The following is a 25773-nucleotide window of genomic DNA, read 5'->3' as shown; positions in this document are numbered from 1 at the left end:
GTTCTACATTTGTTGAAACGGTAGCCGCGTGCCCCATTCAAGCTGATGCGTATACTTGCATTGCAGCTATCCTCATGGACTATCGAAATAGATATTACAATGAGTCAGGTTACCAGGAACTGAAGCGATCTGTAATGGGTACAGGCCAATTTTCAGGATAAATGATATATGCCATACCCTGCGATGCGGCAAGCCAGACGTGTTGTAGGTTTGCCCGCTGGTAAATGATCTGTACCCTGGCGTTTGATTGTGCGGCTGGATCATTGGTAACTACATCGCCTCTACTGGTAAAACCGCGTATAACAATGAGGTGTCCGCTGGAACTGGGAATGGGCGAATGTATTAGTTCACCAGATTTATACTCAATACTGATAACAATCGGGACTCCTATTTTGATCCATTGCTCTACCTGACTTAATGAGTATAGCCGGGTGACAAAGGCCTTTAAACCAAATGTGCCCGCGTATGCTGTGTTGAAGGGCCAGTTGCCGGTACCATGATATGTATAGTCATAGCTGCCTTTTGCTACCTCCGCTACGGGGTGGCTCAGGTCAGATTGTCCCAGTATATTGGACCAATAAACCAGCACCATGCTGGTTGAGGTAGGACTGCACCAGGCCTCGCCGCCTCCGCCGAAGCTTTGTGTCTTATATTCAGGGAGCATCTGCGAGCGTTGTGGCACGGGTAGATTGCTACCCCAGGCAGTTGGATCAGCTGGAATAATGGGGGTGCGCTGGCGCTGCTATCATAAGAAGCCACGACACTGAAGCGTTGTAAATGTGGACTGAAGGCTGGATTGATTGTGAAGAAGGTTAGCTTCATCTGATAAGCAGTGGCAGGCAGCTTATTGGTGACAAACGTATCAGTTTCAATCGAGCCGCCAGCATCGCTCTGATTATCAATGCTATGGCGCGTAATGGTATGGGTATCGCTGGCCCAGATTGGCAGATGATACCAATGCGTCCAATTCTGGCCTTCCAATACTCGTACATGTGTCTCTATCCAGGTTCCGGGCAATGTCGTTGCATTCCAGGATGCAATCAATGTTGTAATCGGGTGCCTGGTCACCTGCACTGGTGAGGTAATGGTACCGAAATAGAACGAGCCAGCATTATAATAATTTGAGTTATTGTCATAGCTGCCCGCTGGATAAGGATCTTTACCCCGGCAGAGCCCGACCGTAGTAGCAAAAGCCACATGTCCGCCATCGATGTCTTCGCTTGCACAAATCGCCTTCAACATTGGTGCCAGCTGTACGTTCACATGAGCAAGCCAGTTCTGGGCCACCACCCCATTTGCCTGCCACTTTTGAAAATCCTGGCCGTTCTGCTGCTGCCAGAATTGATCATACTGTTGTTGAAGTAAGATAGCCTGGGAATGCTGCGAGCCCTGCAACAGGTTCGCACTGATTATTAATAGATTGATCGTACATATCCACAGCATGGAGCGTATAGGTCTATGTCGCTGTTTTGAAAAAACGTCTGGCAAAAATCTCATCAACCCAACTCCTTCTATCCATCCACATCCATTGGTGTGTCTTTATTGTAAGCCTGTTATTGATACATAGAGGAGAATATGTACGAATATAGAAATTAAATTGCCGCTAATTCTTTATACTTGAATGGAAGAGATAAAAACTTGCATTTCCTGACCTGTTTTTAATGGGGTTGAGGGCCAAAAAGAGAGATTTTGTCTGATATTCAGGTTGTATTATTGAGAATGATGACAGATGGTGTTGTTTGCCATTTGGATAGCAGGCACTAGAATTTATTATCCACTATATGTTTCGAGCAGACAAAGGAGTAGGTCTCTCATGAAAAATGCTTCTGAGCAGCAGGTGCAACATATTAGCTTACCAGAACGAACTCTGATGGTATTATGCGGGCCAGCGGGAGCAGGCAAGAGCACTTTTGCTCGTACCTTTATCGAGCAACATAAACAACAGGGATATCGAATGACCTCAATAGTTTCGTCGGATTATTGCCGGGCCTTAATTTGTGATGATGAGACAAATCAGCAGGTAAACAGAGATACATTCGATCTTTTCTACTACATCATTCATAAGAGAATGTTTCAGGGGCGTTTAACTATTGCGGACAGTACGGCTTTACAGGCTGATGCGCGCCAGCGTTTACTAGATTTAGCTGCCCGGCACCATTATTTTACCTGTTTATTTATGTTTGATATTTCACTAGAGACCTGCATGAAATATGATCAACATCAGGCACGTGGACGCATTGTGGGAGAGCAAGTTATCAAATATCATCTCTCTTTGTTGCAGCAGGCCCTGCGCGATGTGCCCCAGGAAAGCTGGCAAATGATTCATGTGCTTGATGAGCAGCATCCATTTCCAGAAATTAGCATGGGTGACACTGACCCATCATCCTGATAAGGCCGTCATTCTCTTCACATAAAATGCAGCCATAACCCTCATTGTCGTTCTCGCGCTTCATTGCTCTGACTATGCTAAAGTTTTACAGGCCAGATTTATTGTCGGGCCTTTTTTTGCTTGCCCCGGACCCCATGTGTGACCACACGTATGTATAGAACGTGAATGTAAGCAGGCAATCAATGTTAATTTCATGGAGGTCCATTTTTATGCTAGTTAATTCTCATCGCTATAATCTCTGGCGCCTGTTAGCCGCTTTACTTTGTATGCTCCTGTTAGCGGCAGCTATGAGTGCCTGTGGTGGCAATCCAGGTGGAGGGTCCGCCGCGAATCCACCGACAACTACTTTTCCTAAGCCTGCGGCCACTGTTGCCCCTCCCAGCAGTCTGGTCGCAAGTGGCAATCTGACCGTAGGGACTGATCCTTCCTATATTCCGATGGAATATATAGATACCGCCACGAACAAGTTTGTCGGCTTCGACATCGACTTATCAGATGTGCTGGCACAACATATGGGTTTAAACTCCGCCGTCAAGCGTACTGGCTTTGATACCCTGCTTGATGATCTCTCCAATAAACGCTTTGATGTTGTGATCTCGGCTGTAACCATTAATGATGCTCGTAAAGCCAAATTTGATTTTGTCCCTTATTTCCGAGCGGGCGAATCCCTGCTGGTACAGAAAGGGAATCCCCTTAAATTAAAAGCGGTCACTGATCTTTGTGGACACAAAGTTGGGGTGCAGACAGGAACGGTAGAGAATACCGATCTGGTGGCGGCCAGCAAGACCTGTCAGCAAAATGGCAAGCCTGCCATCGACCAGACCGTCTTGCAGTCGCAGACCGACGTGATACAATTGCTGGCTAACAGGCGTGTGGATGCAACCTTCCAGGACTCGCCGGTGACCGATTACTATAATAAGGTCAATCCTGGCCAGTTTGAAGTGGGCGGAACTTTAACCAATGCCGCGCCTTATGGTATTGTGGTGCGCAAAGGCGATACCAACACCTTACAGGCGGTAGATGCGGCCTTCAAAGCTGTACAAAAAGATGGCACCTATAATAAATTGTTTGAGAAATGGAGCTTCTCGCCCGAGCAAAAAATCTCTTAAACCTGTGATTGTGATACATTATCGGTTGCCAGTGTATTAATCGTATCAATAATAAGTATAGTTTTTTCAGCGTCTTTGTTCAATGCAAAGACGCTGAATTTTCTATCTACATCACTGCTGTGACAAATGTAGTTTTGTATTAGTTTGCTGTAAAAAAGCATGCTATTTTTGAAAGGTGTTTTTATGCTACCAGTTACGCTTTTGTTCAAGCAGCGACTCTCATTCGCCTTATTGCTCAGCCTGAGTGCGCTCACACTCTTGTTAGCAGCCTGTGGAGGAGCGACAGGCACATCATCCTCTACCGATACAACACCAGTGAAAGCCAGTGTGGCTGCGCCCAAAGATCTGATTAGTGGCGGGAATTTTACTGTTGGCACTGATCCAACCTATTTCCCAATGGAATATATTGATCAGAAAAGCAATAGCTATGCAGGTTTTGATATCGATCTAAGCGATCAACTGGCCAGGCATATGGGATTGAAGCTCAATATTCAGAAGACCAGTTTTGATACTATCTTTAATGATCTCGACAACAAGCGTTTTGACATCGTTAATGCCAGTGTCTACATCAGTGATGAGCGCAAAGCCAAATATGATTTTGTTCCTTACATGCAGGCTGGTTCGGCTCTACTGGTCGCCAACGGCAATCCAAAGGGAGTCAAGGGGGTTGATGGCCTCTGTGATTTAACGGTAGGCGTGCAGTCTGGTACCTCGCAGTTGAAAGACCTGGGCGCACGGGACGCAGCCTGTAAAGCGGCTGGCAAGCCAGAAATCAAACAGATAGTGCTGAAGTCTGCTACCGATGTGATCCAGCTACTGGCCAATCACCGCGCGGATGTCGTCTACCTGGGCTCACTGTCCGCTGCCTATTACAATAAGATCAATCCTGGTCAATTTGCATTGGCTGGCCCCACCATCGATGCTGGCCCCAGTGGACTGGTCATTCGCAAGGGTGATAGCGAGATGCTTAACGCTGTCCAGAAAGCCTTGCAAGCCATGAAAGCTGACGGCTCATACAACCAACTCTTCGCCAAGTACGGTTTCCCCGATGACGAGAAAATAGCATAAACCAAGCTCAACACTCCCGCCGCAGGCGGGAGTGTTGAGCTTGGTTTATGCTATTGAAAAAAGCTAGCAAGGGCTTTTTTTAATAGCAAATTGTATATAGCCGTGATTTCCTGTGAGATAGAGGTTATATTTAAACGTAGATTACGTAATACGGATGTATTCATCCAAAGACTACGTAACTCGAACTTAACGGAGTATGTTCTCTCGTTCCTTAAGCAGCATTGTTGCTACGAGCGCTATGGTTGAGTGGTTGAAACTATCCTATTTTCATCGTCACTAGCACGAGAACGAACTATTTATTCGTAAAGTGGAGGTTCCCATCTATGTTCTCTCCTTCCCGCACCTATATCCAGCGCCTACCATTGGCAGGGCTCTTGCTGGCATCTTTCCTGTCGCTTTTACTGGCCGCCTGCGGCACTCCCGGCAGTGGCAGCACATCCACCAGCACGACTACCGCTGTCAAACCCAGCGTGGCAGCCCCGACAGACCTTGTCACTCCAGGAACGCTGCTGGTTGGTAGTGATACCACCTACACACCAATGGAGTTTGTGGATACCAAAACGAATAGCTACGTTGGTTTTGATATTGATCTGATCAAAGCCATTGGTGCACGCATGGGATTAAAAGTTGTTATTCAGAAGACCAGTTTTGACACTATCTTTGATGATCTGAGAAACAAGCGCTTCGACGTGGTAATCTCCTCCGTTACCATCAATGATAAGCGCAAGCAGACCTTTGATTTTGTTCCCTATTTCAATGCAGGTGAGTCCTTACTGGTTCCCAAAGGCAATCCCAAGAATCTCAAGACAGTTGCCGATCTGTGCGGCCTGAATATTGGTGTCCAGACTGGTACCGTTGAAAAAGATGACCTGGATGCCGGTAGCAAGGATTGCACAAAGGCTGGGAAGCCTACCATCAAGCAGACTGTATTGCAGTCGCAAACAGATGTGATACAATTGCTGTCAAATGGACGCGTCGATGCAACCTATCAAGATTCGCCTGTTACCGACTACTATAACAAACTCAATCCAGGTCAGTTCGAGGTCGGTGGTTCAGTGGTGAACGCGGCACCTTATGGGATTACTATTCGCAAAGGTGATACATCAATGCTGAATGGTATCCAGAAGTCGTTTGATGCCGTTAAAAGCGATGGCACATACAATAATCTCTTCAAAACCTGGGGCTTTTCCGATCAGCAAAAGGTCTCCTATATCAGACGCCAGGAGTCTGTGGCTTAAGGCCATTAACAAGATAAAATAAGCTGATCAACTTCGACCATCCCCGCTCCTTACCTCAATGATTTCTTTCGAGGTGAGGAGCATATAGTCTTTTTTAGGAGGATTGCCATGTTCAGTTGGGGCCAAGTATGGTACTATCTTTTTCAGGATCCCAACTTCTATTTCTTGCAGGCAGCCTGGATCACATTGTGGATCTCGGTCGTCGCGCAGGCAATAGGAATCATACTGGGTTTCTTTTTAGCATTGATGCGTACATCGAAATATCCATTTCTGGTGTGGCCAGCTCGTGCCTATCTCTGGTTCTTTCGAGGCAGTCCTTTGCTGGTACAGGTCTTGTTGTTATGGGCCGGCCTGCCCAAGATTTTTCCACAAGCCCTGCTGCCCGCCTATCTTTGTGTCCTGATCTCCTTCTCGCTTAATGAAGGCGCTTACATGTCCGAGATCATTCGTGCCGCCCTGGGCTCGGTAGATGCCGGTCAGATGGAAGCAGCCAAAGCGCTGGGCATGCGCTACAATCTGGCCATGCGCCGTATTATTGTGCCCCAGGCCATGCGCGTCATTATTCCTCCCTTAGGCAACGAATTCAACAACATGCTCAAAACCACCTCCATCGCCTCGGTAATTGGTGTGATGGAATTGACCGGCACAGCCCAGATTCTGGGTTCTCAGACCTTTATTACCTTTGAACTCTTGATCGTTGCTACGGTATACTATCTGGTATTAACGACGATCTGGGAATTCGTGCAGCGCTGGATTGAGAATCGCTTTGATCCCGATCGGGCCAATGTCGCAATCGCCGTAGCGCAAGAGAAAAGTACAATGAAACGCCTGACTGGTTTTGGTTCGCAGACTGCCAGATAAGGTTGAGGAGGTATAGAATGACTACAGAAATAACCCATGATGACCTTCAAAAAAACCAGACCAGTGAGATGGTGCGCACCGAGCAGCTTGTAAAGCGTTTCGGCGACAACATAGTATTGAATGGCGTGGATTTTTCGGTTAAGCGTGGCCAGGCCGTGGTGGTGATCGGTCCGAGTGGCTCTGGTAAAACAACTTTATTGCGCTGCCTCAATCATCTTGAGAAAATTGATGGTGGGCGTATCTACATTGATGGACAACTAGTTGGCTATCGTGAGCAGAATGGTCGCCTGGTTGAGGATAGCGAAGTTAATATTGCCCGCATGCGTTCACAGGTTGGTTTTGTCTTCCAACGCTTTAATCTCTTCGCCCACAAAACAGCGCTTGAAAATATCATCGAGGCACCTATCCATGTCTTGCGCCAGCCCAAGAACGAAGTGATTGAGCGCGCACGTGTATTACTGGAGAAGGTCGGACTCTCAGACAAAGAGGATTCCTATCCCCATCGACTCTCTGGTGGTCAACAGCAGCGTGTAGCGATTGCCCGTGCGCTGGCCATGAATCCCAAGCTCATGTTGTTTGACGAAGCGACTTCCGCCCTGGACCCAGAATTGGTGGGTGAGGTACTTAAAGTCATGCGACAACTGGCTGAAGAAGGCATGACGATGGTCGTGGTTACCCATGAAATGGGCTTCGCCCGCGATGTGGCCGATCACGTCGTATTCATGGATAAGGCCCAGATTGTCGAACAGGGTCCACCCGAGCAAATCTTTAACGAGAGCCAGAATGAGCGCACCCGCAACTTCTTAGGCCGGGTGCTCTAAACACAACGTTGCCAGTAAACGAGGTTACTCCCTGACCCCATCAAGCGTGTTGGTCAAGGGGGACTTCGTTTACGGTTCCCCTAAGCTGTTAAATGTTCCCCCTCTTTTTTCTCTTTTTTTTCATTCTCTTAATCTAAGCGTTATACAATAGACAGAAAGGTAGAGATTGTTATACGCATGGCCCGGTTGGGCTATGCCTTCTTTGTTGAAAGGGCCTACTGAATTATGACTACCCAGGTAATCTGGAAACGACCTGACCTGCTGGTTCCCCAGCCTTTTGATACCGTGCTCTTTGATGTGGATGGTGTGTTGATTGAGACCGTGAACTCTTTTCGCGCAGCTAATATTGCTGTGACAGAATATATTGTTGGCACTTTGAATGGTTTGCAATGGGATCGCTCGGAGCGCCAGACCCCAATGACGCAAGAAGATATTACGGTTTTTAAACAGGCCGGTGGCTTTAATAGCGATTGGGATATGTGTTATTTGCTCTCGGCGCTGGCTACTTCACGGCTGCGTGAATGGCTGGGTAGCGCACTGGCTGAGCGCAGTACTGAGGATTGGGGTGTGTTAGCCCATGAGGCTGCGCAATCTGGTCGGGGTGGTCGTGCCTGGGTTGAAGCTGTTTTCCCTGCCAGTGCCCGGACCGATTATGATGTAGTGGTAGACATATTTAATGAATGCTACTGGGGAGCCACAGAGCTCCAACGCCGCTTTGGTCGCGAGGCGCGTTATATGCCACAGGCTGAAGGATTTGTGCAGAACGAGCGCATGCTCTATGCGCCCGATTTTTTTGAGCAGTTACGCCAGGCCGGGGTGGCACATCTAGGAATGATTACCGGACGTGTGGGGGCTGAAGTCGAAAGTGCTATCGAACGCATGGAGGCCTACAGTGGCCAACGCTGGTGGGACGTGATTGTGCCAGCGGATCTCTATGCCAAGCCTGATCCTCAGGCCCTACGCCACGCTCTGAGCCAGCTAGAGGGTCGTGGCGGCCTCTATATCGGCGATACCGCCGATGATTTTGACCTGGTAAGGCGCTACAAAGCCAGCAGAACAGAGACCGAAGCGCCCGTACTGGCGGCCATGGTGGTACATAAACAAGAGATTGAACTCTATCAGCAGCGCGGAGCCGATCTGCTGGTCCACTCAGTCGAGGCACTATTGGATTTCCTGGCGCTTTCTAACCCGGTTCACTAATTAATAGAGGTTAGTAACAGAAGATGTGGTGGGGGCATACTATCAGGGGATAGAAAAGAACAGGGACTTGTGTATCGAACGTCCCTGTTCTTTGCCTCTGCGGCTGTTTAGTCCTCGCGTAAAGGAATTTCAAAACTAAAGGTTGTGCCCCGGGGCTCATCGCTACTGTTGCCCTCTTCACTATGTGGCTCCAACTGTAGCGTCCCCTGGTGGGCTTCAATAATAGATTTCGTAATAAATAGTCCTAAACCCGAACCGTGGCGTGAACTCGCGGCAGGCAAGCGTCCATAAGGACGGAAGAGGTGCCCAATTTCGGCTGATGGAATACTGGCCCCCTGATTATGGACACTGATCTTAACACCCTTTTCGGTAGCAACGACAGCCACTGTAATGGTCGTCTTCTCATCCGAATACTTGATTGCATTATCGAGTAAGTTTCCCAGAGCCTGTTGTAAGCGGCCTCCATCCCAATGCCCAATGATAGGGGTCCTGGGAGCTGAAACAATAAATGTATGGTAGGGGGCCACCGGGCGTAATTGTTCTACCATTTCCTCGACCAGTTGTACAATATCGCAGTCTTCGCGGATTAACGAAAATTTGCCTGAGGCAAGATGAGAAGAGTCGAGCAAATCATTAACCAGGCGGCTCATACGCTGGGCCTGCCCAATGATGATATTGGCATTGCGCTGGATTGCTGAGTGCTTCTTCCCAATTTGTTGCGCAGAAAACTTACTGCCATCTTTAGGTGGGGCTGCATGACGTCCAATCATCTGTGCATAATTCATAATCGGCGAAAGTGGTCCGCGCAGATCGTGCGCGATCATCGCAGTTGACTGTTCCTTATGTGCCAGCTGATCTTGCAAGAGGAGGTTCTCCGCCCGTAAATCATCTAATTGCTGCTGAAGTTCCTGAATAATTTGTTCCTGTGTTTTCTCGCCTTGAAGCTGCATGACCTCTGTCTCCTTGCAAGCGGCATAATTCTAGCTATTCTTAGGGATTGTGTAATACCAGTATACACTCGTATGACGTGCATCTGTTCGTGAATACCTATCTAATAGGAAAATTTGGTATATAGGTCGTGACTTTTGGGAGAGAAGATGCGCATTTCATTCTCTTTTTGTAGAATATAGTGTTAACTCTACAATATAGAAGCTCAATCCAGGCTTGATTGTTTATATTGACGCAGTAGTAATGAAGTAGCTGCTTATTGCTAAATCTGCTAATAAAGGATACGAGTGATGAACACAGATGATGAGATAGCTTATCCTGATATCGAGATTGCCATACGAGCGAATGAGGTGGCTGGCGAGACTGGAGCAGTGCGAGATATGAATGGTCTGGGCTCTGCCTTAGCGGCTCCCAAAACATGAAGTTATATCAGAATGCTGGTATGGTGGAGCAAGCAGCTATCTTAATTCAACGCTTAGCCCAGAATCATCCTTTTATCGATGGCAATAAACGCGTAGCCTTTATTCTGGGGAGCACTTTTCTAATGATCAATGGCTACCAGATCCAATATAAAGATGAGCAGGAGGAGATGGCTCTGGCGTACGCTATTGAGTCTATGGTGGCGGAGAAAAACTTTGAAAATCTAGTGCAGTGGTTTGCAGGGCATGTGGAGAGATTTGTGGATAGCGCAATAAAGAACGAAGAGCAGATTATGCAGCTGGTGGCGAATGAACATCCGAAAATCATCGCATACCTGGGATCATAATCAGGGCGACAAGAATGATAGTCCCACATGCCGTGGCAGGCATACAGGACCGTTGCGCAGCGTTTTCTCTTAGTTGTCGGGCAAGAGGTTGAGTTCGCGCAACTCATCCTGGGCCACCTCACTGAATTTATGGATGTCCAGGCTATGGTCGGCGTGAGAGATAAGGTGGCGGATACGCTCGGTAGTGGATTGGCGCATATAGAAATCAGATGTCAGTAGAAGCTCGCCAATGGCGATCTCGATTTGTTGGCGCTGAATGGCGGCAATAGCTGATTCGGCCATGGTCTGTATCCCCTTTTTCGCGTGAGAAAAGTTCAATGGCCATCATCATGATGATGGCCATTGAACTTTTGATTCATTCTTATTTGGTAGTACTTGGCGTCGTAGAGGTAGATGGGCTACTACTGGCTGAGCTGCCTTCTGAAGAAGTGCTACTACTATCGCCAGTTTTGCTTTCGCTAGAACCTTCAGTTTTTTTTGTGTCTCCATTGGTAGGAGGAAGAGTTTTTGTATTGCTATAGTCAGTTTTATAAAAACCTGAACCTTTAAAGACGACTCCAGCGGGGAAGAGCACGCGACGAATGTGGTTGCCACATTCTGGACAAACTGTCAAAGGCTCATCGGTCATTTTCTGCCACGTCTCGAAGCGGTGGCTGCATGTTTGACAAAGATACTCGTACGTTGGCATATACCAATCACCTCTTTAAATTGCGCTTAACGCTGTCTACACAGCCAACACGCCAATGGAGAGAGGGGGATGACCTCACTGGTTTCTATGATCACCTGAGTCCTGTGCGAGTGGTCTGTGTGTTCTGATGAGATATTATTTATTGCATAGAGAGGGCGACCACTATAGCCGTCCTGCCCATTAATAGTACCGTGAATTTGTTGTGTTGTCAATCGATTCCATCGAGTGCTACAGGGCTTCGCAAAAGTCCGGGGGAGGTGAAAAAGAAGAGTCAATCCAGTAGAATGAAAAAAAAATCAAGGTCATTCGAGGAAAGACTCTGCATGGAATATAGCACACTGAAAACGGAAAGCAAGACCATTCAAGAAGTAAGCCCATCGCATCTGCGTTCGTTGTACGACATCTGTGCGCAGATCCCTGATCAGCGGGCAGCCCGAGGGAAGCAATATGCGTTAGCGGACGTGCTCATCGTGCTGATCCTGGCCAAACTGGCTGGGATGAAAAGCCTGTTGGGAGCCAGCGATTGGGCGCGAGACCAAGGAGAGAGGCTGCGCGAGCAGTTGAACGTGAAGTGGAAGCGTATGCCGTGTGCCAATACGTACAAATATGCGCTCGCTCGGTTGGAGAGCCAGCAGATCAATGAACGATTTCGAGATTGGTTGCTACGGCAGGAGGCAGAAAGCCGATGTGGTGACGAACCCAGTCGTCTCGCGATGCTGGCAGAGCAGCGCGCTGTTCATGTGGCCATTGATGGCAAAGTGTTGCGGGGAACCGGTCAGCAGAGCTATGGAGGAGAAAAGCCGCAGAGGCATGTGTTGCATGTGTATGAAGTGCAAACAGGAATTGTCTTGCATCAGTGTCCAATTGCCGACAAGCAGAATGAAGTCAGTGCCCTCAAGCCGCTGTTGACCGAAGTGCTCTGCAAAGGGCGCATTTTCACCGTCGATGCTGCTCAAAGTTATCATGCGTTTGGACGCATGGTAAAACGGGCAGGAGGAGAGGTGATTCTGATCATCAAAGACAATACGCCCGTGACTCGAGAGGATCTGGAACTCTTTTTCGAAGATCCACACGCTGATCGAAGCACCTGGCACTCCTATGAACAGGTCGAAAAAGGTCATGGCCGACTGGAGCGGCGCCACCTGCTCACCTCACCGGACCTCAACGAGTTTCTGGATCGAGAATGGGGAGAAGTTGGGCAGGTCTTTCGATTACAACGGGAACGCAAGACGGCAGAGAAAAGGAGCGTAGAGGTCGTGTACGGATTGACGACCTTGAGCCGAGAACAGTGTTCGATCCAGCGGCTTTTCCGCCTCATCCGCGACCACTGGGCGGTGGAAAATCGTCTCCATGGGCGCCGTGATGTGACGTTGGGAGAAGACCGATGTGGCGTTCGCGTTCCTCCTGTCGCTCAAATGCTTGCCGTACTCAACTCGCTCGTGCTCTCCTTGATGGATATGCATCAGGTTTCCAATGTGGCTCGTCAAATCCGGCGATTTGCATCTCACCCAGAGGAGGCCCTTGCTTGGTTACTCTGACTTTTGCGAAGCCCTGTCGAGTGCTAGCACTCTTGTAGCGCATCAGCGCCCGATTTTTAGTTCGGTGCAGTCATCAGGTCGTGCAACGACCTGATGACTGCACCGAACTAAAAAGACCTTGTGAGCGCCGCAGGCGTGTAGCGTCAGGGGCCGCAGTCACTAAATATATCCTGTACCGCGACCTGGAATAGAATGTCAACGGTCTCTGTTATATAGAACAAAAGGAGATCACATTCTATTCCAGGCGCCCAATGTACTCTTTCACCTTTTCGGCGGCATCGCGTGTCATGCCATCGAGGGCAGCCAGATCTTCCAGGCTGGCCGAACCGATGGCACGCACAGAGCCAAAGTGTTTGAGCAACGCCTGTTTACGTTTAGGACCGATGCCCGGAATCTCATCCAGCACGGACTTGAAGGTACGATTGGAGCGTAGTTTCTGGTGATATGAGAGACCGAAACGATGGGCCTCATCGCGGATACGTTGTAGTAGATAGAGTCCCTGTGAATTGCGTGGCAGGATAATCGGCTCAGCCGCACCTGGTATATAGATCTCTTCGGCGGTATTGAGCTTGGTATGCGAGCCTTCTTCTTTGGCCACACCAATGATGGGAATATCCAGTTTGAGCTCGTGCATGACCTCCAGGGCCGCGTTCAACTGACCCTTGCCGCCATCGATAATCACCAGGTCTGGCATGGCCCAATCATGTTGCAAGGCCCCATTTTCACCCTCCTGAATGATCTCCTCGACCGTTTCACCAATTGGTGGACTGATATCATCCATAGGTTTACTGGGGATAGAAGTACTATTGGCGGCGGCTTTGCGGAAACGGCGGCGCAAGACTTCCTGGTGGCTGGCATAATCGTTTGGGCCCTCAACCTGTTTGATTTTAAAGCGGCGATACTCCTCTTTTTTTGGCCGTCCAGCCTCAAAGACTACCATCGCACCGACCGAGTTTGTTCCCTGGGTATTTGAGATATCATAGCACTCGATACGCTGCGGAGCCGTCTCCAGATTAATTGCCTGCTGGATCTCCTCCAGGGCAAACTGCGTTTTTTGGCTATCGGTTAGCCACTTGATGCGCTGCTGATCCAGCACCTCTTTAGCATTATTCTTAACCATATTGACCAGTTGCACTTTGTCACCACGTTTGGGGGCCGTGATCGTCACTGTAGAGCTAGCGCCAGTGGCCGCGGCACCTTTCCGTTTCTCTTTGAGCCAGCTTTGAATGACCTGGCGATCGTCGGGCTCGGCCTCAACAATGACTTCAGAAGGCACATGTGGAGAGCTCTGATAGAACTGTTGCATGAAGGAGCCCATAATCTCACCTGGACTACTATCACGCGTACCTTGCAAGATAAAGTATTCGCGTCCCACCAGTTTGCCCGAGCGGAAGAAGAAGACCAGGGCGCACGTCTCATCGTCCCCACTGGCCAGCGCGATGACATCCTGGTCATCCTGAGCCTCCGTATTGATAATACGTTGCTTTTCCAGGATGCGCTCAACCGCTTGAATACGGTCGCGTAGACGGGCCGCTTCCTCAAAATTTAGCTCTTCCGCGGCCTTCTCCATTTTTGCCTGCAGATCTTTCAGAACCTCGTCATGTTTGCCTTCGAGGAAGAGTATAACCTGCTTGATTATCGCGTTATACTCCTCACGCGTGGTATAAGCCACGCAGGGAGCGGTACAGCGGTGGATATAGTACTGGGTGCAAGGACGTGGTAGTAACTTCAGCTTCCAACTAGCCGGGGGCTCACCTCTGGTGGGTGGTGCCCAGGAACTGGCATCATAGCGACAGGTGCGAAAAGCAAAAAGCTTATTTAAGAGATCGAGGGTTGCATCAACGGCCCCCGAATTCGTATAAGGTCCAAAGTAGCGATTGCCATCATGATGGAAGCTACGCACCCGATAGACGCGTGGAAAATCCTCGGTCAGAGCGACTTTGATATAAGGATAACTCTTATCGTCCCGCAGTAGTACATTATATTTGGGCCGATACTGCTTAATATAATTGCTTTCCAGGACCAGTGCCTCGACCTCATTTTGCACGACGAGGAACTCGATATCATCGATTTTAGCTACCATACTCCGATTTTTTGGACTATGGTCGGTTGACTCCAGGAAATAGGAACGTACCCGATTATAGAGTGAGATAGCTTTTCCCACATAGATGATCGTTCCTTCGGCATCCTTCATCAGGTAAATGCCAGGTTTGTGTGGGAGGGATTTTAAAACTGATTGGATTTTTTCGTTCATTTATACAAAGCCCTGAGAATCAAGATGCACAGTCTGGTGGTGTGATAATTTTGTGCATTTATTATATCATGTCGTTCAATCGTCTTGTTTGCTTGTGGGCGTGCGCATTCGCGCCCGAATATTTTTATTTATTCTCGAGGTGTCGCGCATGGGCGCAGCCCATGCGCGACACCTCGAGAATAAAGCGCAGGTGCAGGCACCTGGAGCCAGGGCGCCCGCACATTATTATGGGTGGCGCCGAGGTGCGTGATACCTCGAGAACAAAGCATGAGTATGGTGGCGCCGAGGTGGGTGACACCTTGAGAATAAAGCGCAGGTGTAGGCGTCCTGGCTCCAGGCACCTGCACATTATTATGGGTGGTGCTGAGGTACATGACAGACACCTCGAGAATAAAGCGCAGGTGTGGCTGGACTTGAGAGAACAATGTTTGAGTATGGTGGTGCTGAGGTACATGACAGACACCTCGAGAATAAAGCGCAGGTGTGGCTGGACTTGAGAGAACAATGTTTGAGTATGGTGGTGCTGAGGTACATGACAGACACCTCGAGAATAAAGCGCAGGTGTGGCTGGACTTGAGAGAACAATGTTTGAGTATGGTGGTGCTGAGGTGCGACAGACACCTCGAGAATAAAGCGAGAACAAAGCATTATGATGGATGCTGCGCCCGCACATGATGATAGGTGCTGTGCCTGGGCATTAATTATGGGTGGCGCCGAGGTGCGCAGCACCTCGGCGCCACCCATAATTAATGTGCGGGCGCGGACGCGCACGCCCGCCAAAGGAGAGACCAACGAATATAGTCGATGGTCGCATATAACAGCTTTCGAATAGCCAGAACCGCCCATCTGGGGTATACTGAAGGTGTTAACGTCAATCAAATCATATATACTAGGAAACCATGAGCTGTATTGGAACTGCTGGCCATGTAGACCATGGCAAATCTACCCTGGTCAAAGCGCTTACAGGTATTGATCCAGATCGCCTGACAGAAGAGAAAGAACGTGGCATGACCATTGATCTTGGTTTTGCCTGGTTGAAACTGCCCGGCGGACAAGAGGTCAGTATTGTAGATGTTCCGGGTCATGAAAGTTTCATCAAGAATATGCTGGCTGGCGTTGGAGGGATAGACGCAGCGCTGCTGGTCATTGCCGCGGACGAAGGGATCATGCCACAGACACGCGAACACCTGGCAATTCTAGATCTATTGCAAGTACCTCGGGGTGTGGTTGTCTTGACCAAAGCTGACCTGGTGGATGAGGAGTGGCTAGAACTGGTCCGAGAAGAGGTTGCTGAATATCTGAAACCCACCATTTTAGCCGGGTCGCCGATCCTTCCTGTATCTGCCTATACAGGCCAGGGTTTGCCAGAACTCCTATCTACCCTGGATACCTTACTGGAAACTGCATCCGCGCGCAAAAATATTGCACGTCCACGTTTACCAATAGATCGAGTCTTTTCACTAACGGGATTTGGTACGATTGTCACAGGGACACTATTAGATGGTGTGCTGAAAGTAGGCCAGGAGGTGGAGATCCTACCGCAGGGCATGAAATCTCGTATCCGTAGTTTGCAGACGCACAAGCAACAACTCGATGTCACCCGTCCTGGCAGCCGGGTAGCAATAAATCTCGCGAATATTGCTCGTAGCGATCTAACACGTGGCAATGTGGTGGCTCTACCCGGCCAATTACAACCAACCTTACTTTTCGATGCCCGGCTCAGGCTTCTTACAGAGGCCAGTCGCTCGCTCTTGCACAACACATCTGTCGATGTGTACACTGGTTCACAAGAAATTCCTGCCCGGGTACGTCTACTGGACACGGATGAACTCCAACCGGGACAGAGTGCCTGGGTACAGATACGGCTAAGCCGGCCCGCCGTTGTTGCTTGCCGTGACCGCTTTATTGTGCGCATTCCGTCTCCGAGTACGACCATTGGGGGTGGCGAAATTGTCGATGTCACACCGCGCTACCATCGCCGTTTCCAACAGCCATTGCTAGACACACTGGTTCAACTCTTACAGGCCACCCCTGAAGAATTGGTCCTGGCTAGCCTGGAGCGCCATCCCAAAGCAAAAGCAGCAGGAGTCACGAAAGCGACGCATAGTCTGGTAGGCTATACACTTGAAGAAATAGTGAAACAGTCTAATTTAGCTCATGATGTGACGCAACAGATACTAGAGTCGTTGTTATCAGAGGGAAGAGCGTGTAAAGTTGGTGTTTACTGGTTTGCGCAAACCAACTGGGATGCATTAACCGACCAGGCTCTCCATCTGGTTCAGGAATTTCATCAACAGTATCCATTGCGCAGTGGCATCTCCAAAGAGGAATGGCGTGCTCGTCTGGGTCTTCAATCCAAGATGGCCGCCGACGTTTTTTCCCTGTTCCAGGAAAAAAGTCTATTAGAGAATGTGGAAACCAGAACAGGTGAACGCGGCGAAGGTCCGGCACTTGCTCGGACCGCTGGCTTGATCAGGATACCTGGCTTTCGACCACATTTTACCAGCACTCAACAAAAGCTGGTCGAGCAGTTATTGCAGCAGTACCAGGTGCAACCCTATACGCCGCCTGTGCGTAGCGAAGCTGATGCGATTGCCGGGGTTGATGTGGTCAATGCTCTGCTTGAACAGGGCGAGTTGATAAAAATAGGTGATGGTATCCTATTTTTACATACAGCTTATGAGACAGCACTTTCAAAATTGGCGGCCTATATGCACGAGCATGGTAAAATGACCGTTGCAGAGGCACGCGATGTCCTAGGAACAACCCGTAAATATATTTTGCCTCTACTCGAACATATGGACGCCTTACGTATGACTCAGCGTCTGGGAGATGAACGTATACCAGGTACAACTCCTATTGGCAACCCTGTGGCATAAAAAATCAGGCGTGCACCGATTACAATAGAATAGTAGAAGCAAAAAACAATCTTTACCAGATGAGAACTCCTACTTTCCTGAAGAGTGTTCCATTCTGGCGTAGAATAAGTTAAAATAGTGACGCAATGCGTTTTGCCTTCTCCCTGATTTCGGGAAGAGAAGTTCTGGCAATTTGATGCTGGCGAGTCACATTGCGTCTCTGGTTGAGATATGCGTAAATCCTTGTTTGAGATTCGATTGGATATCTGAAAACGCCTGGAGATAGTACCAGTCCAATGGTATGATTACTCAGAAGGTGCTGTGACAGAGGTTATCCAGCAAGCAAGGGCAGGGCACTGCAAACAGTCGCCCAACAGTGCGGAGAGCTATGCAAATCGAAGTTTTGGGTGAGCGATACCAATTACAAGACCCTATTGGGCGTGGTGGTATGGCTACGATCTATCGGGGCCGTGATATGCGCATGGACCGGACCGTAGCTATTAAGGTGTTGCGCGAAGTCTACAGTACCGACCCAAAGTTTGTGACGCGCTTTCAGCGAGAGGCAAAAGCTGCATCTTCATTGCAGCACCCCAATATTGTGCAAGTATACGATTATGGTCAGAGCGATGGCAATTATTTTATTGTCATGGAACTGGTCGAAGGCACAGATCTGCGCCGATATTTGCGCTCGCGGGGTGTTCTCGCCATGGATCGGGCTGTCATTATCGCGCACGATGTCGCTCTTGGTTTAGGAGCGGCCCATCGCCGAAGTATTGTGCATCGCGATGTTAAACCACAGAATATTCTGGTGGGCCGCGATGGTTCTATCAAATTAACTGATTTCGGTATTGCCAGTGTGTATAAAGATATTAATGCCGAGCGTTTAACTACGACTGGCATGACACTGGGTACCGTACAATATTATGCTCCAGAGCAAGCACAGGGTGAAATAGTCAGTCCCGCGGCTGACGTTTATGCACTGGGTATTGTCATGTATGAGATGCTGACCGGTCGCACTCCTTTTGATGGAGATACCCCGGTTGCGGTCGCAATGCAGCATATTCAAGATGTCCCTATGCCACCCAGCCAGTTGAACCCAAATATACCACCTGCGCTGGAGGAGATTATTTTACGCTGCCTGGAAAAAATTCCTGAGATGCGTTTCCGGGATGGCAACACGCTGGCGCGCGCCCTGGAATTGTTGGGTGAGGAAGATAATGCGACCATACAGTCGGCAAATATGTTGCCGGGCAATGGTTCAGGACCTCATGCCAGCGCAGGGGCCATGCTAAACCAGGCTGCGGGCTATGCCAATGGTATATCGCATCCGGGTCAGCAGAACTCGTCGCCTAACCAGCAATTGGGTCCGGCTGCTCTGGGTTCGAACGTTCCCTCTGAGAATGGGGCCGCGACCGCATTACGTCCCGATCAGGACTATGCTCCGATGGCAATTGATCCAGGGGCGGCAACCACCGCTATGGATCAGCAACGCCCTATTCCCATGAGTGATATGGAAGCCGGGGCTACGCGACCTATTCAACGCGATGCCCTTGGAAGTCGTCCTGCAGGTATCGTGCGGGAGCAACGTGATACACGTGTGGCTGGTATTGTGACAGTGCTTGTCTTAGTGGCAACGGTATTATTACTCGCTTTTAGTATTTATCTCGCAGGCCAACTGCATTTTCTGCCATTTTCGTCAGGCAACTCGGGAAATACCACCCCAACAGTAGCACAGATGGTCCAGGTTCCTGATTTAAAGGATCTGACCTATAAGCAGGCCAAGAAGCAAGCTGAAGATAAAGGCTTTAAATTTTCAGTTACGAATGGGATTACAGCTGGTAAGGTGAAGCAGCAATCACCGCAGGCTGGTAATTATGCCAGGCCTGGTTCTACCATTCTGGTTGAGTTGTCAACCACCAGTGTGGTGCCAAAAGACCTGGTTGGCCAATCACTGGAGGGGGCAAAAGCTGAACTGAATAAGATGGGTATCCAGTATACTGTTCAAGAGGATAACCTTGACAAACAGGATCCTAACCGTGATCCCAATACTGTGACTCGTACAGATCCGGGTGCCGGTAAAACATTGAAAGATAACGAGATTTTGACGTTATATGTAACGAACTTGACTGGTGCACCTTCGACATCTTCAACGCCGGGTGTCTCAACGCCGCCAACACAGGTTCCAAGTAAGCCGCAGCCGCAGCCGACGCCGACCACTGCTCCGCAGCCGACGCCGACCACTGCTCCGCAGCCGACGCCGACCACTGCTCCGCAGCCGACGCCGACGCCGACTGTGCCGGCTCTACCTACTATAACGCCGACCGTTACATCGTCAAGTTTAAATACGCCAACTGCTCAATAGAGTTGAGCAGACAACATACGTCATTCGAACCAGGCCTGCGCCTGAGGGGCTGTGTCCCCAGAACTCAGTTTCCTGCTGTGCCACTTGCAAGTGGCACAGCAGGAAACTAGATAACTAATATATTAATTCTACATTTATGGAGATCTTCTTTTTATATCCTCGGACGCAATTCGATTATTCTTCAATAATACCTGTTAGTACAGGCCCACTTTTATCAAGAAAAAAGCGTTCAGCAAATATTTAATAACGTTAAAATATAGAGTATATATCTATAAACGAACTAAAATTGCAGACTCGATGTTAAGAATTCGCCTTATGGCTGCTTGCCGTCATAAACCTTAGAGGTCTTTATTCAGTTTTTTTTAAGAATTCAATGGTTGAGTCTATTTTACACATAAAACATATAGTATATGGTATACTCTATCGTAGAATGACGTTGGTTATGGACAACGTGCTATACTGCAAGTAGAAGCATTTGATGTCTATCTGGCAAACAGAAGTAGACACACGAACGGTAGTGACGAACAAAGATCGGGCATCGCAGGGTTGGTGACCTCCAAATGTGTGGAGCTCCGCGCAGCTGCCAACACTCAGTGTTTAAGACATTGCGTTCTGCTGGCCTATGAGTTCAACAAGGGTGTCTATGTTTTCCTTCTCAAAATGAAAATTTAAAAGAACGAGGACGACCTATCATGATGAAATTAGACGGAGCAATATCACCAGAGAATACACTTTTTGTCCTGCTCTGTTTTGAAGGGCCTGATGTCTACTCTACCGCGGGTGGTCTGGGCACTCGTGTTTCTGAATTGAGTGAAGCGCTTGCTACACAGGGATATACCACCCATCTTATTTATATTGGTGATCCTTACAAGCCAGCGATTGAACACCGCCTGGACGGGCGTTTGATCCTCAAACGCTGGTCGCAATGGGTTAGCAAATATTATCCCAATGGTGTTTATGACGGCGAGGAACAAAAGCTCTATGATTATAACGAGAGCGTTCCTTATCATATTTTTAGTGAGATTGTACGACCAGCAGTAGCTGAGGGTAAGACAGTTGTTATTCTGGGCGAAGACTGGCATACCGCTGAAGTGATGTGTCGCACCTCTGATCTTTTACACTGGTTTGGTGTGCGCCAGAAAGTTCTGATGCTATGGAATTTGAACAGCCTGATGTCATTGCAGCGTATTGATTGGGGGCGATTAAATTTTGTTACCACACTGTGCACAGTCAGTAAATACATGAAGCACAAGATGTGGAGTTTAGGTGTCAACCCCCTGGTTATCCCCAATGGTATTCCCAGTCGCCACCTCAATCCGGTCGATCCGGAAGCAGTGCAGCGCCTGCGCAACATTGCACGGCGTGGTGATCCCAACCGTTTTTTCCTGTTCAAGATCGGGCGTTTTGATCCTGATAAACGTTGGATCATGGCTATAGAGGCGGTTGCCCGTTTGAAAGATGCTGGCCATCCTGTAACCCTGTTTGTACGTGGTGGTATCGAGCCACATGGAGCTGATGTGTTCCGTCATGCTTACCATCGCGGACTGCATATTCAGGATGTGGTGGCCCAACGTCCTAATCTACAGCAGTGTCTGGACGCTATTGAACAGGCCGGCCCGGCCGATATATACAATCTGCGTTTCTTCTTGCCCGAAGAATTTGTGCGCACCACTTACGCGGCGGCGGACGCTACGCTGGCTAATAGTGGACACGAGCCATTTGGCCTGGTTGCATTGGAGGTTATGGCGGCTCAAGGTATTGCTGTTACCGGTTCGACTGGTGAGGATTATGCAGTCTCCTTTGAAAATGCGATTGTGACCGAGACCGACGATCCAGATGAAATCGTTGGTTACCTCCTCTATCTGCGCCGTCACCCGGAGAAGCAAGAACAGATGCGTCAGGCCAGCCAGGTAACCGCGCGCCAATTTCTCTGGGACCGTGTCATCGACAATATGGTGGGTAAACTTGAGTTCCTGGCGCGTAAGCAGAACATTGTTTTGTCGTCGGTCGGTATGATGGATGTAGTGGCTGATGCTCCTGTACAAGACCAGGTGGCGCAGGAAATAAGTGTTGCCGCCAATACTGCCAGCACAAAACGTGGTAGTACGGTCTAGTTTAGGACTACTTTTCAGGTATTTACTATTCTATCCAATAATAGATTTGCTGGTGGTTGTACTGGTCTACATTTACTTGTCTTGTGGGCCAGTACAAAGTGGGGGGTGTATGGTTGTAATTGTAGAGACTGAACTTCCTGGCGTCCATAAAGTTAAAAAAGAGAGATCAAGAGCGCTTCAGCGTAGAAGATGATCAGCCAACTGGTGGAGAAGGCATATATGCCAATAGGATGAGAGGATGACGAGTATGGTTGCGGATCTGGCAGTCTACACTGTAGTTCATCAGCCCCGGCGTTTAAAGCTACCGGCGCAGCCCATTCCGCGCGGAGCAACGCCTGAGGAGATTGCCCACTGCCTCTTTGATGAACGAATGAATGAGCGCTATTTCAGAAAAGTGGCGCAGTATAGCTATTATCCAGCGGCCCAGATGTTTTTGGATCTGTGCGCAGGAATGAAACTCTCCATTGGGTTCTCACTCTCGTTTATACGTCAGGCTATGTCCTGGGATGGAGCCTTGCTAGATCTCTTCCGAGAGCTAGTGGCACATGAAAACGTTGAATTGATAGGGGTAGAGCCATATCATAGTTTCCTGTTTCTATTGGACATGCCTGCTTTTGTAAACTCGATGCAGGATATGGTTCAGGATCTTGAAGGTATCTTTGGTAAAAGGCCGGTAGTGACCGATACGACGGAAATGTGTATGTCGGCCTCGCTGTATGATGCATTAGATGTGGCTGGTTTTCGGGGAGCCCTGATGGATGGCCGGCCCTGGGTTATGGGTTGGCGCGAGAGTACTCACCTCTATCGCAATGGGGATGATGGTCCCTATGCCTTACCAATTGAAGGCAAACGTACTCGCCGTTCGGTCCGCAAAGCTGGCGAACTCCGCGAGGCGCGCGGGAGTAGTCCCTTTTTGTTAACCCGTCACCTGGAATTGAGTGACGATGTTGGTTATAGATTCTCCAATCGCAGTTGGGATGGTTATCCGCTCTATGCGAACACGTATGCAGACTGGATTGCGCATACATGGGGTGACATGCTTTTGCTTGGTTGGGACTTTGAGACCTTTGGTGAGCATCATCGCCAGGATAGTGGTATCTTTGATTTTATGCGCGCATTGCCTGGCGAGCTGAAGCAACGTAACGTGGATACCTATACCGCGAGTGAAATAATTGAACGCCAACAAGCACAGGCTCATTACCTTCCTCTACCAGTATATCCTACTACCTGGGCTGGCAGCGGCGGTATGGAGTTTTTCCTTGGGAATGAAGCCCAGAAAAATATTCTCCACTTGATGGGCGAAGTTTATGGTATGGCTCAGCTAACCGGTAATACTGACCTTATTGACCTGGCCATCTGGCTTAGCCAATCTGATAATCTTCATTTGATTCAGTGGTATGGCAGAAGTGGACCTGAAGCTGAGGTATCTGCCTACTTCACCCCCGCTGAATGGTGGTCGCTGGGACCCAATCGCGTTATCCATGAGCAGCAGCAGGTGTATATCAATGCCTTGCATGCCATGCAACCGTATGTGCCAGCACGCCTGTGGCGTCAACCAGAAAAAAAGACTTCGCGGCGCAAAGAAGCCGTGCTGGTAAATTAACTGAAGGGTGACAGTATTTGGGGTTTGCCCACAATAGGAACAGAAAGTTGGAATAGCAAAACAGCCCAAAAGAACCATGCTTTTCCCAACAAAATAGGGGTAACGCTATAGGGGTGACGGCTGGCAAGGGATCTTTATAGATCCTTTGCCAGCCGTCACCCCTATAGCGTTACCCCATCTCGTTTGATGCTCGAGCTACCTATCTTCTCTGTGTGTGCGACATCACGTATCAGCTCACATGTGCTCAATGACGGTATCCTTTCTGTCGTACCAAAGCAGGCAGTTTTTCCGTTGAAATGCGTTTACCACACATGACATGGCAGCCATTCGTTTTTCTGGTGACTGTCTGTTCTTATCTTTTTCATACCCTCTTTTCTCCTTCATTGCGGTCACTGAGCTTCTGATTGTACTCTCACCTATTTATGTATATTAGAGTAAGATAAGAATTATTAGAGAATTATATCTATATATTGACATGTACATTTTTTTACTTTATATTTGAGAAAGCAGTAATAAGTGAAAGACAATCTATGACTCTTTCTCTTGATTTGGTTCTGGTGCTTTCATATTTTATCACCTTTTATTTTGCATGTTTTGTTAAAAATGTCCCTGCTGCGCGAATGACAGGATGTCAACCATTCACGTCGGTATCCAGGAGCCGCTGGTCGTCCAAAAGGAAGGGAGACCAGCCAGGGAGCAGCATGCCTCCACCGCGGTACGCATGCCAGCTCATTGTGTGCCCTGATGCCAGTGAGATGCAGCGCCGTATTTCGACAACGTGTGTGCTGAGAGGATAGAGGCACTCCCCTCTGCTGCTATTTTTTTGAATAGGTGTAACGAGAAAAGGATTTCACTCTATGGATCGTTTTTCAGTGCCCTTTTTGCCTGAATTACCCCCCCCACCCGCGACAAATGATCTTTCGCACGCCAAAAATATTCAACCATTCTGGTCATCGTTCTGGCGGCTCTTGCTGGTCCTTAGCCTGGCGACAGGGGCGATCTTGACCACCGTGGTCGCATCCGTTCCCTCGGCCTATGCGGCGACCGCGAACGAGGCGCTCCCGCAGACCAGTCTGCCCGCGACCTATACCGGGGTGCGCAACCCGACGCGGAACGTACCGGTTCCCACGAACGTCCACGATACCAGTTCGCACATCTCTCCATTCAAACCGAAAACACAGGCAAAAATGGCGACGCCTGCCGCCTCACCGGTCAGCAGCGGCACACCACTCAACGGCCTGGGCGACTCGTCGCTCTACACGTTTATCGACAAATCCCTTTCCGATCACCTGGATCTGAAGGTCAACGTCGCCAACGGCAACCTGGTCCTACACACGGTGGAGCTGCAGATCTCGGGCCGGGGGCTCAATAACACGATCGGTGGCTACTACAACAGCCAGTCTAACTGGTGGCTGGCCGATCACGGGACCAACTGGAACTTCACCACCGGTCGCGGAGCCTCCCTGTATTTAGATGATCTCTCCACCACCGGCGGCATCACGCTGAACTTGCCGACGGGCCTCAAGGCTTACTTCGCTCCCGATGGCAAAGGCGGTTTCAAAGATGCTCCCAGCCTGAACGCGACGCTGTTGCCCCTGAATGGGGGCGTCTACACCCTGCAGTTCCACCAGACCGGCGAGCGCTGGCTGTTCAACCAGTGGGGCACGCGCTACGAGGTGCTGGACAAGAACAACAACCAGCTCGAATATAGCTACCTGGACAACGGCGACTGGACCGGAGCGACCGACACGCAGGGACGCACCGTGAGCGCCACCCAGAACAGCAACCACCAGGTGACGAAGGTGGTCGACAATACTGTGGTTGGCGGCAAGACGCGCACTATCACTTACGGGTACGATGCTCAGTCGAATCTGACCAGCATCACCGATGCCAACAACAAGCAGACCATCTTTACCTATGATCCCAATGGCGACTCGGAGCTGCTCACCATCAAGG

The 25773-nt window shown here is 49.3% G+C and carries 21 protein-coding genes; 14 read left to right on the top strand and 7 right to left on the bottom strand.

Annotated features, from left to right (window positions below; genetic code table 11):
* Positions 1–109: 109 nt before the first annotated feature.
* Both EL645_RS09395 and EL645_RS42505 read right to left on the bottom strand, forming a co-directional pair.
* Positions 110–664 (bottom strand): C39 family peptidase, encoded by a 555-nt coding sequence (locus EL645_RS09395; protein WP_126549777.1) that lies wholly within the window; start codon positions 662–664, stop codon positions 110–112.
* The gene (locus EL645_RS42505) at positions 547–1497 is read right to left on the bottom strand and encodes a hypothetical protein (protein ID WP_246035322.1); all 951 of its coding nucleotides are present in this window, start codon (positions 1495–1497) and stop codon (positions 547–549) included. Before EL645_RS42505 ends, EL645_RS09395 begins: the two co-directional genes overlap by 118 nt.
* Before the next feature lie 316 nt (positions 1498–1813).
* Between EL645_RS42505 and EL645_RS09385 the strand changes: the two genes are divergently transcribed.
* The 7 genes from EL645_RS09385 to EL645_RS09355 all read left to right on the top strand — a co-directional run bounded on the left by EL645_RS09385 (position 1814) and on the right by EL645_RS09355 (position 8686).
* Complete coding sequence (locus tag EL645_RS09385) at positions 1814–2389, top strand: AAA family ATPase (protein ID WP_161977258.1); 576 nt, start codon at positions 1814–1816, stop codon at positions 2387–2389.
* Between the two features lie 209 nt (positions 2390–2598).
* On the top strand, positions 2599–3498 hold the full coding sequence (locus EL645_RS09380; RefSeq protein ID WP_126549774.1) for an ABC transporter substrate-binding protein: 900 nt from the start codon (positions 2599–2601) through the stop codon (positions 3496–3498).
* Positions 3499–3681: 183 nt separating this feature from the next.
* A complete protein-coding gene (locus EL645_RS09375) occupies positions 3682–4566 on the top strand; it encodes an ABC transporter substrate-binding protein (RefSeq protein WP_126549773.1) in 885 nt (294 codons plus the stop codon).
* 323 nt (positions 4567–4889) lie between these two features.
* On the top strand, positions 4890–5804 hold the full coding sequence (locus EL645_RS09370) for an ABC transporter substrate-binding protein (protein ID WP_126549772.1): 915 nt from the start codon (positions 4890–4892) through the stop codon (positions 5802–5804).
* 108 nt (positions 5805–5912) lie between these two features.
* The gene (locus tag EL645_RS09365) at positions 5913–6665 is read left to right on the top strand and encodes an amino acid ABC transporter permease (protein WP_126549771.1); all 753 of its coding nucleotides are present in this window, start codon (positions 5913–5915) and stop codon (positions 6663–6665) included.
* 17 nt (positions 6666–6682) lie between these two features.
* Positions 6683–7486, top strand: a complete 804-nt coding sequence (locus EL645_RS09360; RefSeq protein ID WP_307720556.1) for an amino acid ABC transporter ATP-binding protein — start codon at positions 6683–6685, stop codon at positions 7484–7486.
* Positions 7487–7711: 225 nt separating this feature from the next.
* Positions 7712–8686 (top strand): HAD family hydrolase, encoded by a 975-nt coding sequence (locus EL645_RS09355; protein WP_126549770.1) that lies wholly within the window; start codon positions 7712–7714, stop codon positions 8684–8686.
* A 107-nt stretch (positions 8687–8793) separates the two neighbouring features.
* On the opposite strand, the gene EL645_RS09350 is transcribed toward EL645_RS09355, so the two are convergent.
* Positions 8794–9636 (bottom strand): sensor histidine kinase, encoded by an 843-nt coding sequence (locus tag EL645_RS09350; protein WP_126549769.1) that lies wholly within the window; start codon positions 9634–9636, stop codon positions 8794–8796.
* Positions 9637–9924: 288 nt separating this feature from the next.
* Between EL645_RS09350 and EL645_RS44060 the strand changes: the two genes are divergently transcribed.
* Entirely contained in the window at positions 9925–10056 is a 132-nt protein-coding gene (locus EL645_RS44060) for a hypothetical protein (RefSeq protein WP_281276281.1), read from the top strand.
* On the top strand, positions 10053–10400 hold the full coding sequence (locus EL645_RS09345; RefSeq protein ID WP_126549768.1) for a type II toxin-antitoxin system death-on-curing family toxin: 348 nt from the start codon (positions 10053–10055) through the stop codon (positions 10398–10400). The genes EL645_RS44060 and EL645_RS09345 overlap by 4 nt, the downstream gene beginning before the upstream one ends.
* Before the next feature lie 69 nt (positions 10401–10469).
* Here EL645_RS09345 and EL645_RS09340 read toward each other — a convergent pair whose 3' ends face one another.
* Entirely contained in the window at positions 10470–10682 is a 213-nt protein-coding gene (locus EL645_RS09340) for a hypothetical protein (protein WP_126549767.1), read from the bottom strand.
* A gap of 79 nt (positions 10683–10761) precedes the next feature.
* Positions 10762–11088 carry an FmdB family zinc ribbon protein gene (locus EL645_RS09335; RefSeq protein WP_126549766.1) on the bottom strand — a complete coding sequence of 109 codons (327 nt, stop codon included), beginning with the start codon at positions 11086–11088 and terminating at the stop codon, positions 10762–10764.
* Between the two features lie 323 nt (positions 11089–11411).
* Between EL645_RS09335 and EL645_RS09330 the strand changes: the two genes are divergently transcribed.
* Positions 11412–12626: an ISAs1 family transposase gene (locus EL645_RS09330; protein ID WP_246035309.1), complete on the top strand. Its 1215-nt coding sequence runs from the start codon at positions 11412–11414 to the stop codon at positions 12624–12626.
* A gap of 235 nt (positions 12627–12861) precedes the next feature.
* Here EL645_RS09330 and uvrC read toward each other — a convergent pair whose 3' ends face one another.
* On the bottom strand, positions 12862–14880 hold the full coding sequence (gene uvrC, locus EL645_RS09325; protein ID WP_126549765.1) for an excinuclease ABC subunit UvrC: 2019 nt from the start codon (positions 14878–14880) through the stop codon (positions 12862–12864).
* A gap of 899 nt (positions 14881–15779) precedes the next feature.
* On the opposite strand from uvrC, the gene selB reads away from it, so the two are divergent.
* From selB to EL645_RS09300, 4 genes are all read left to right on the top strand, one after another.
* Positions 15780–17759: a selenocysteine-specific translation elongation factor gene (gene selB, locus EL645_RS09315; protein WP_126549763.1), complete on the top strand. Its 1980-nt coding sequence runs from the start codon at positions 15780–15782 to the stop codon at positions 17757–17759.
* 367 nt (positions 17760–18126) lie between these two features.
* Entirely contained in the window at positions 18127–20100 is a 1974-nt protein-coding gene (locus EL645_RS09310) for a protein kinase domain-containing protein (RefSeq protein ID WP_126549762.1), read from the top strand.
* A gap of 692 nt (positions 20101–20792) precedes the next feature.
* Positions 20793–22214 (top strand): glycosyltransferase family 4 protein, encoded by a 1422-nt coding sequence (locus EL645_RS09305; protein WP_126549761.1) that lies wholly within the window; start codon positions 20793–20795, stop codon positions 22212–22214.
* A gap of 247 nt (positions 22215–22461) precedes the next feature.
* The gene (locus EL645_RS09300; RefSeq protein WP_161977257.1) at positions 22462–23817 is read left to right on the top strand and encodes a glycoside hydrolase family 57 protein; all 1356 of its coding nucleotides are present in this window, start codon (positions 22462–22464) and stop codon (positions 23815–23817) included.
* 1469 nt (positions 23818–25286) lie between these two features.
* Here EL645_RS09300 and EL645_RS42500 read toward each other — a convergent pair.
* A complete protein-coding gene (locus EL645_RS42500; RefSeq protein WP_126551385.1) occupies positions 25287–25607 on the bottom strand; it encodes a hypothetical protein in 321 nt (106 codons plus the stop codon).
* Positions 25608–25773: the final 166 nt, after the last annotated feature.

The organism is Dictyobacter kobayashii (assembly GCF_003967555.1).
Lineage (GTDB): Bacteria > Chloroflexota > Ktedonobacteria > Ktedonobacterales > Ktedonobacteraceae > Dictyobacter > Dictyobacter kobayashii.
Note: the sequence above shows the minus strand (reverse complement) of the source record. Positions and strands in the feature narration are given on the sequence as shown.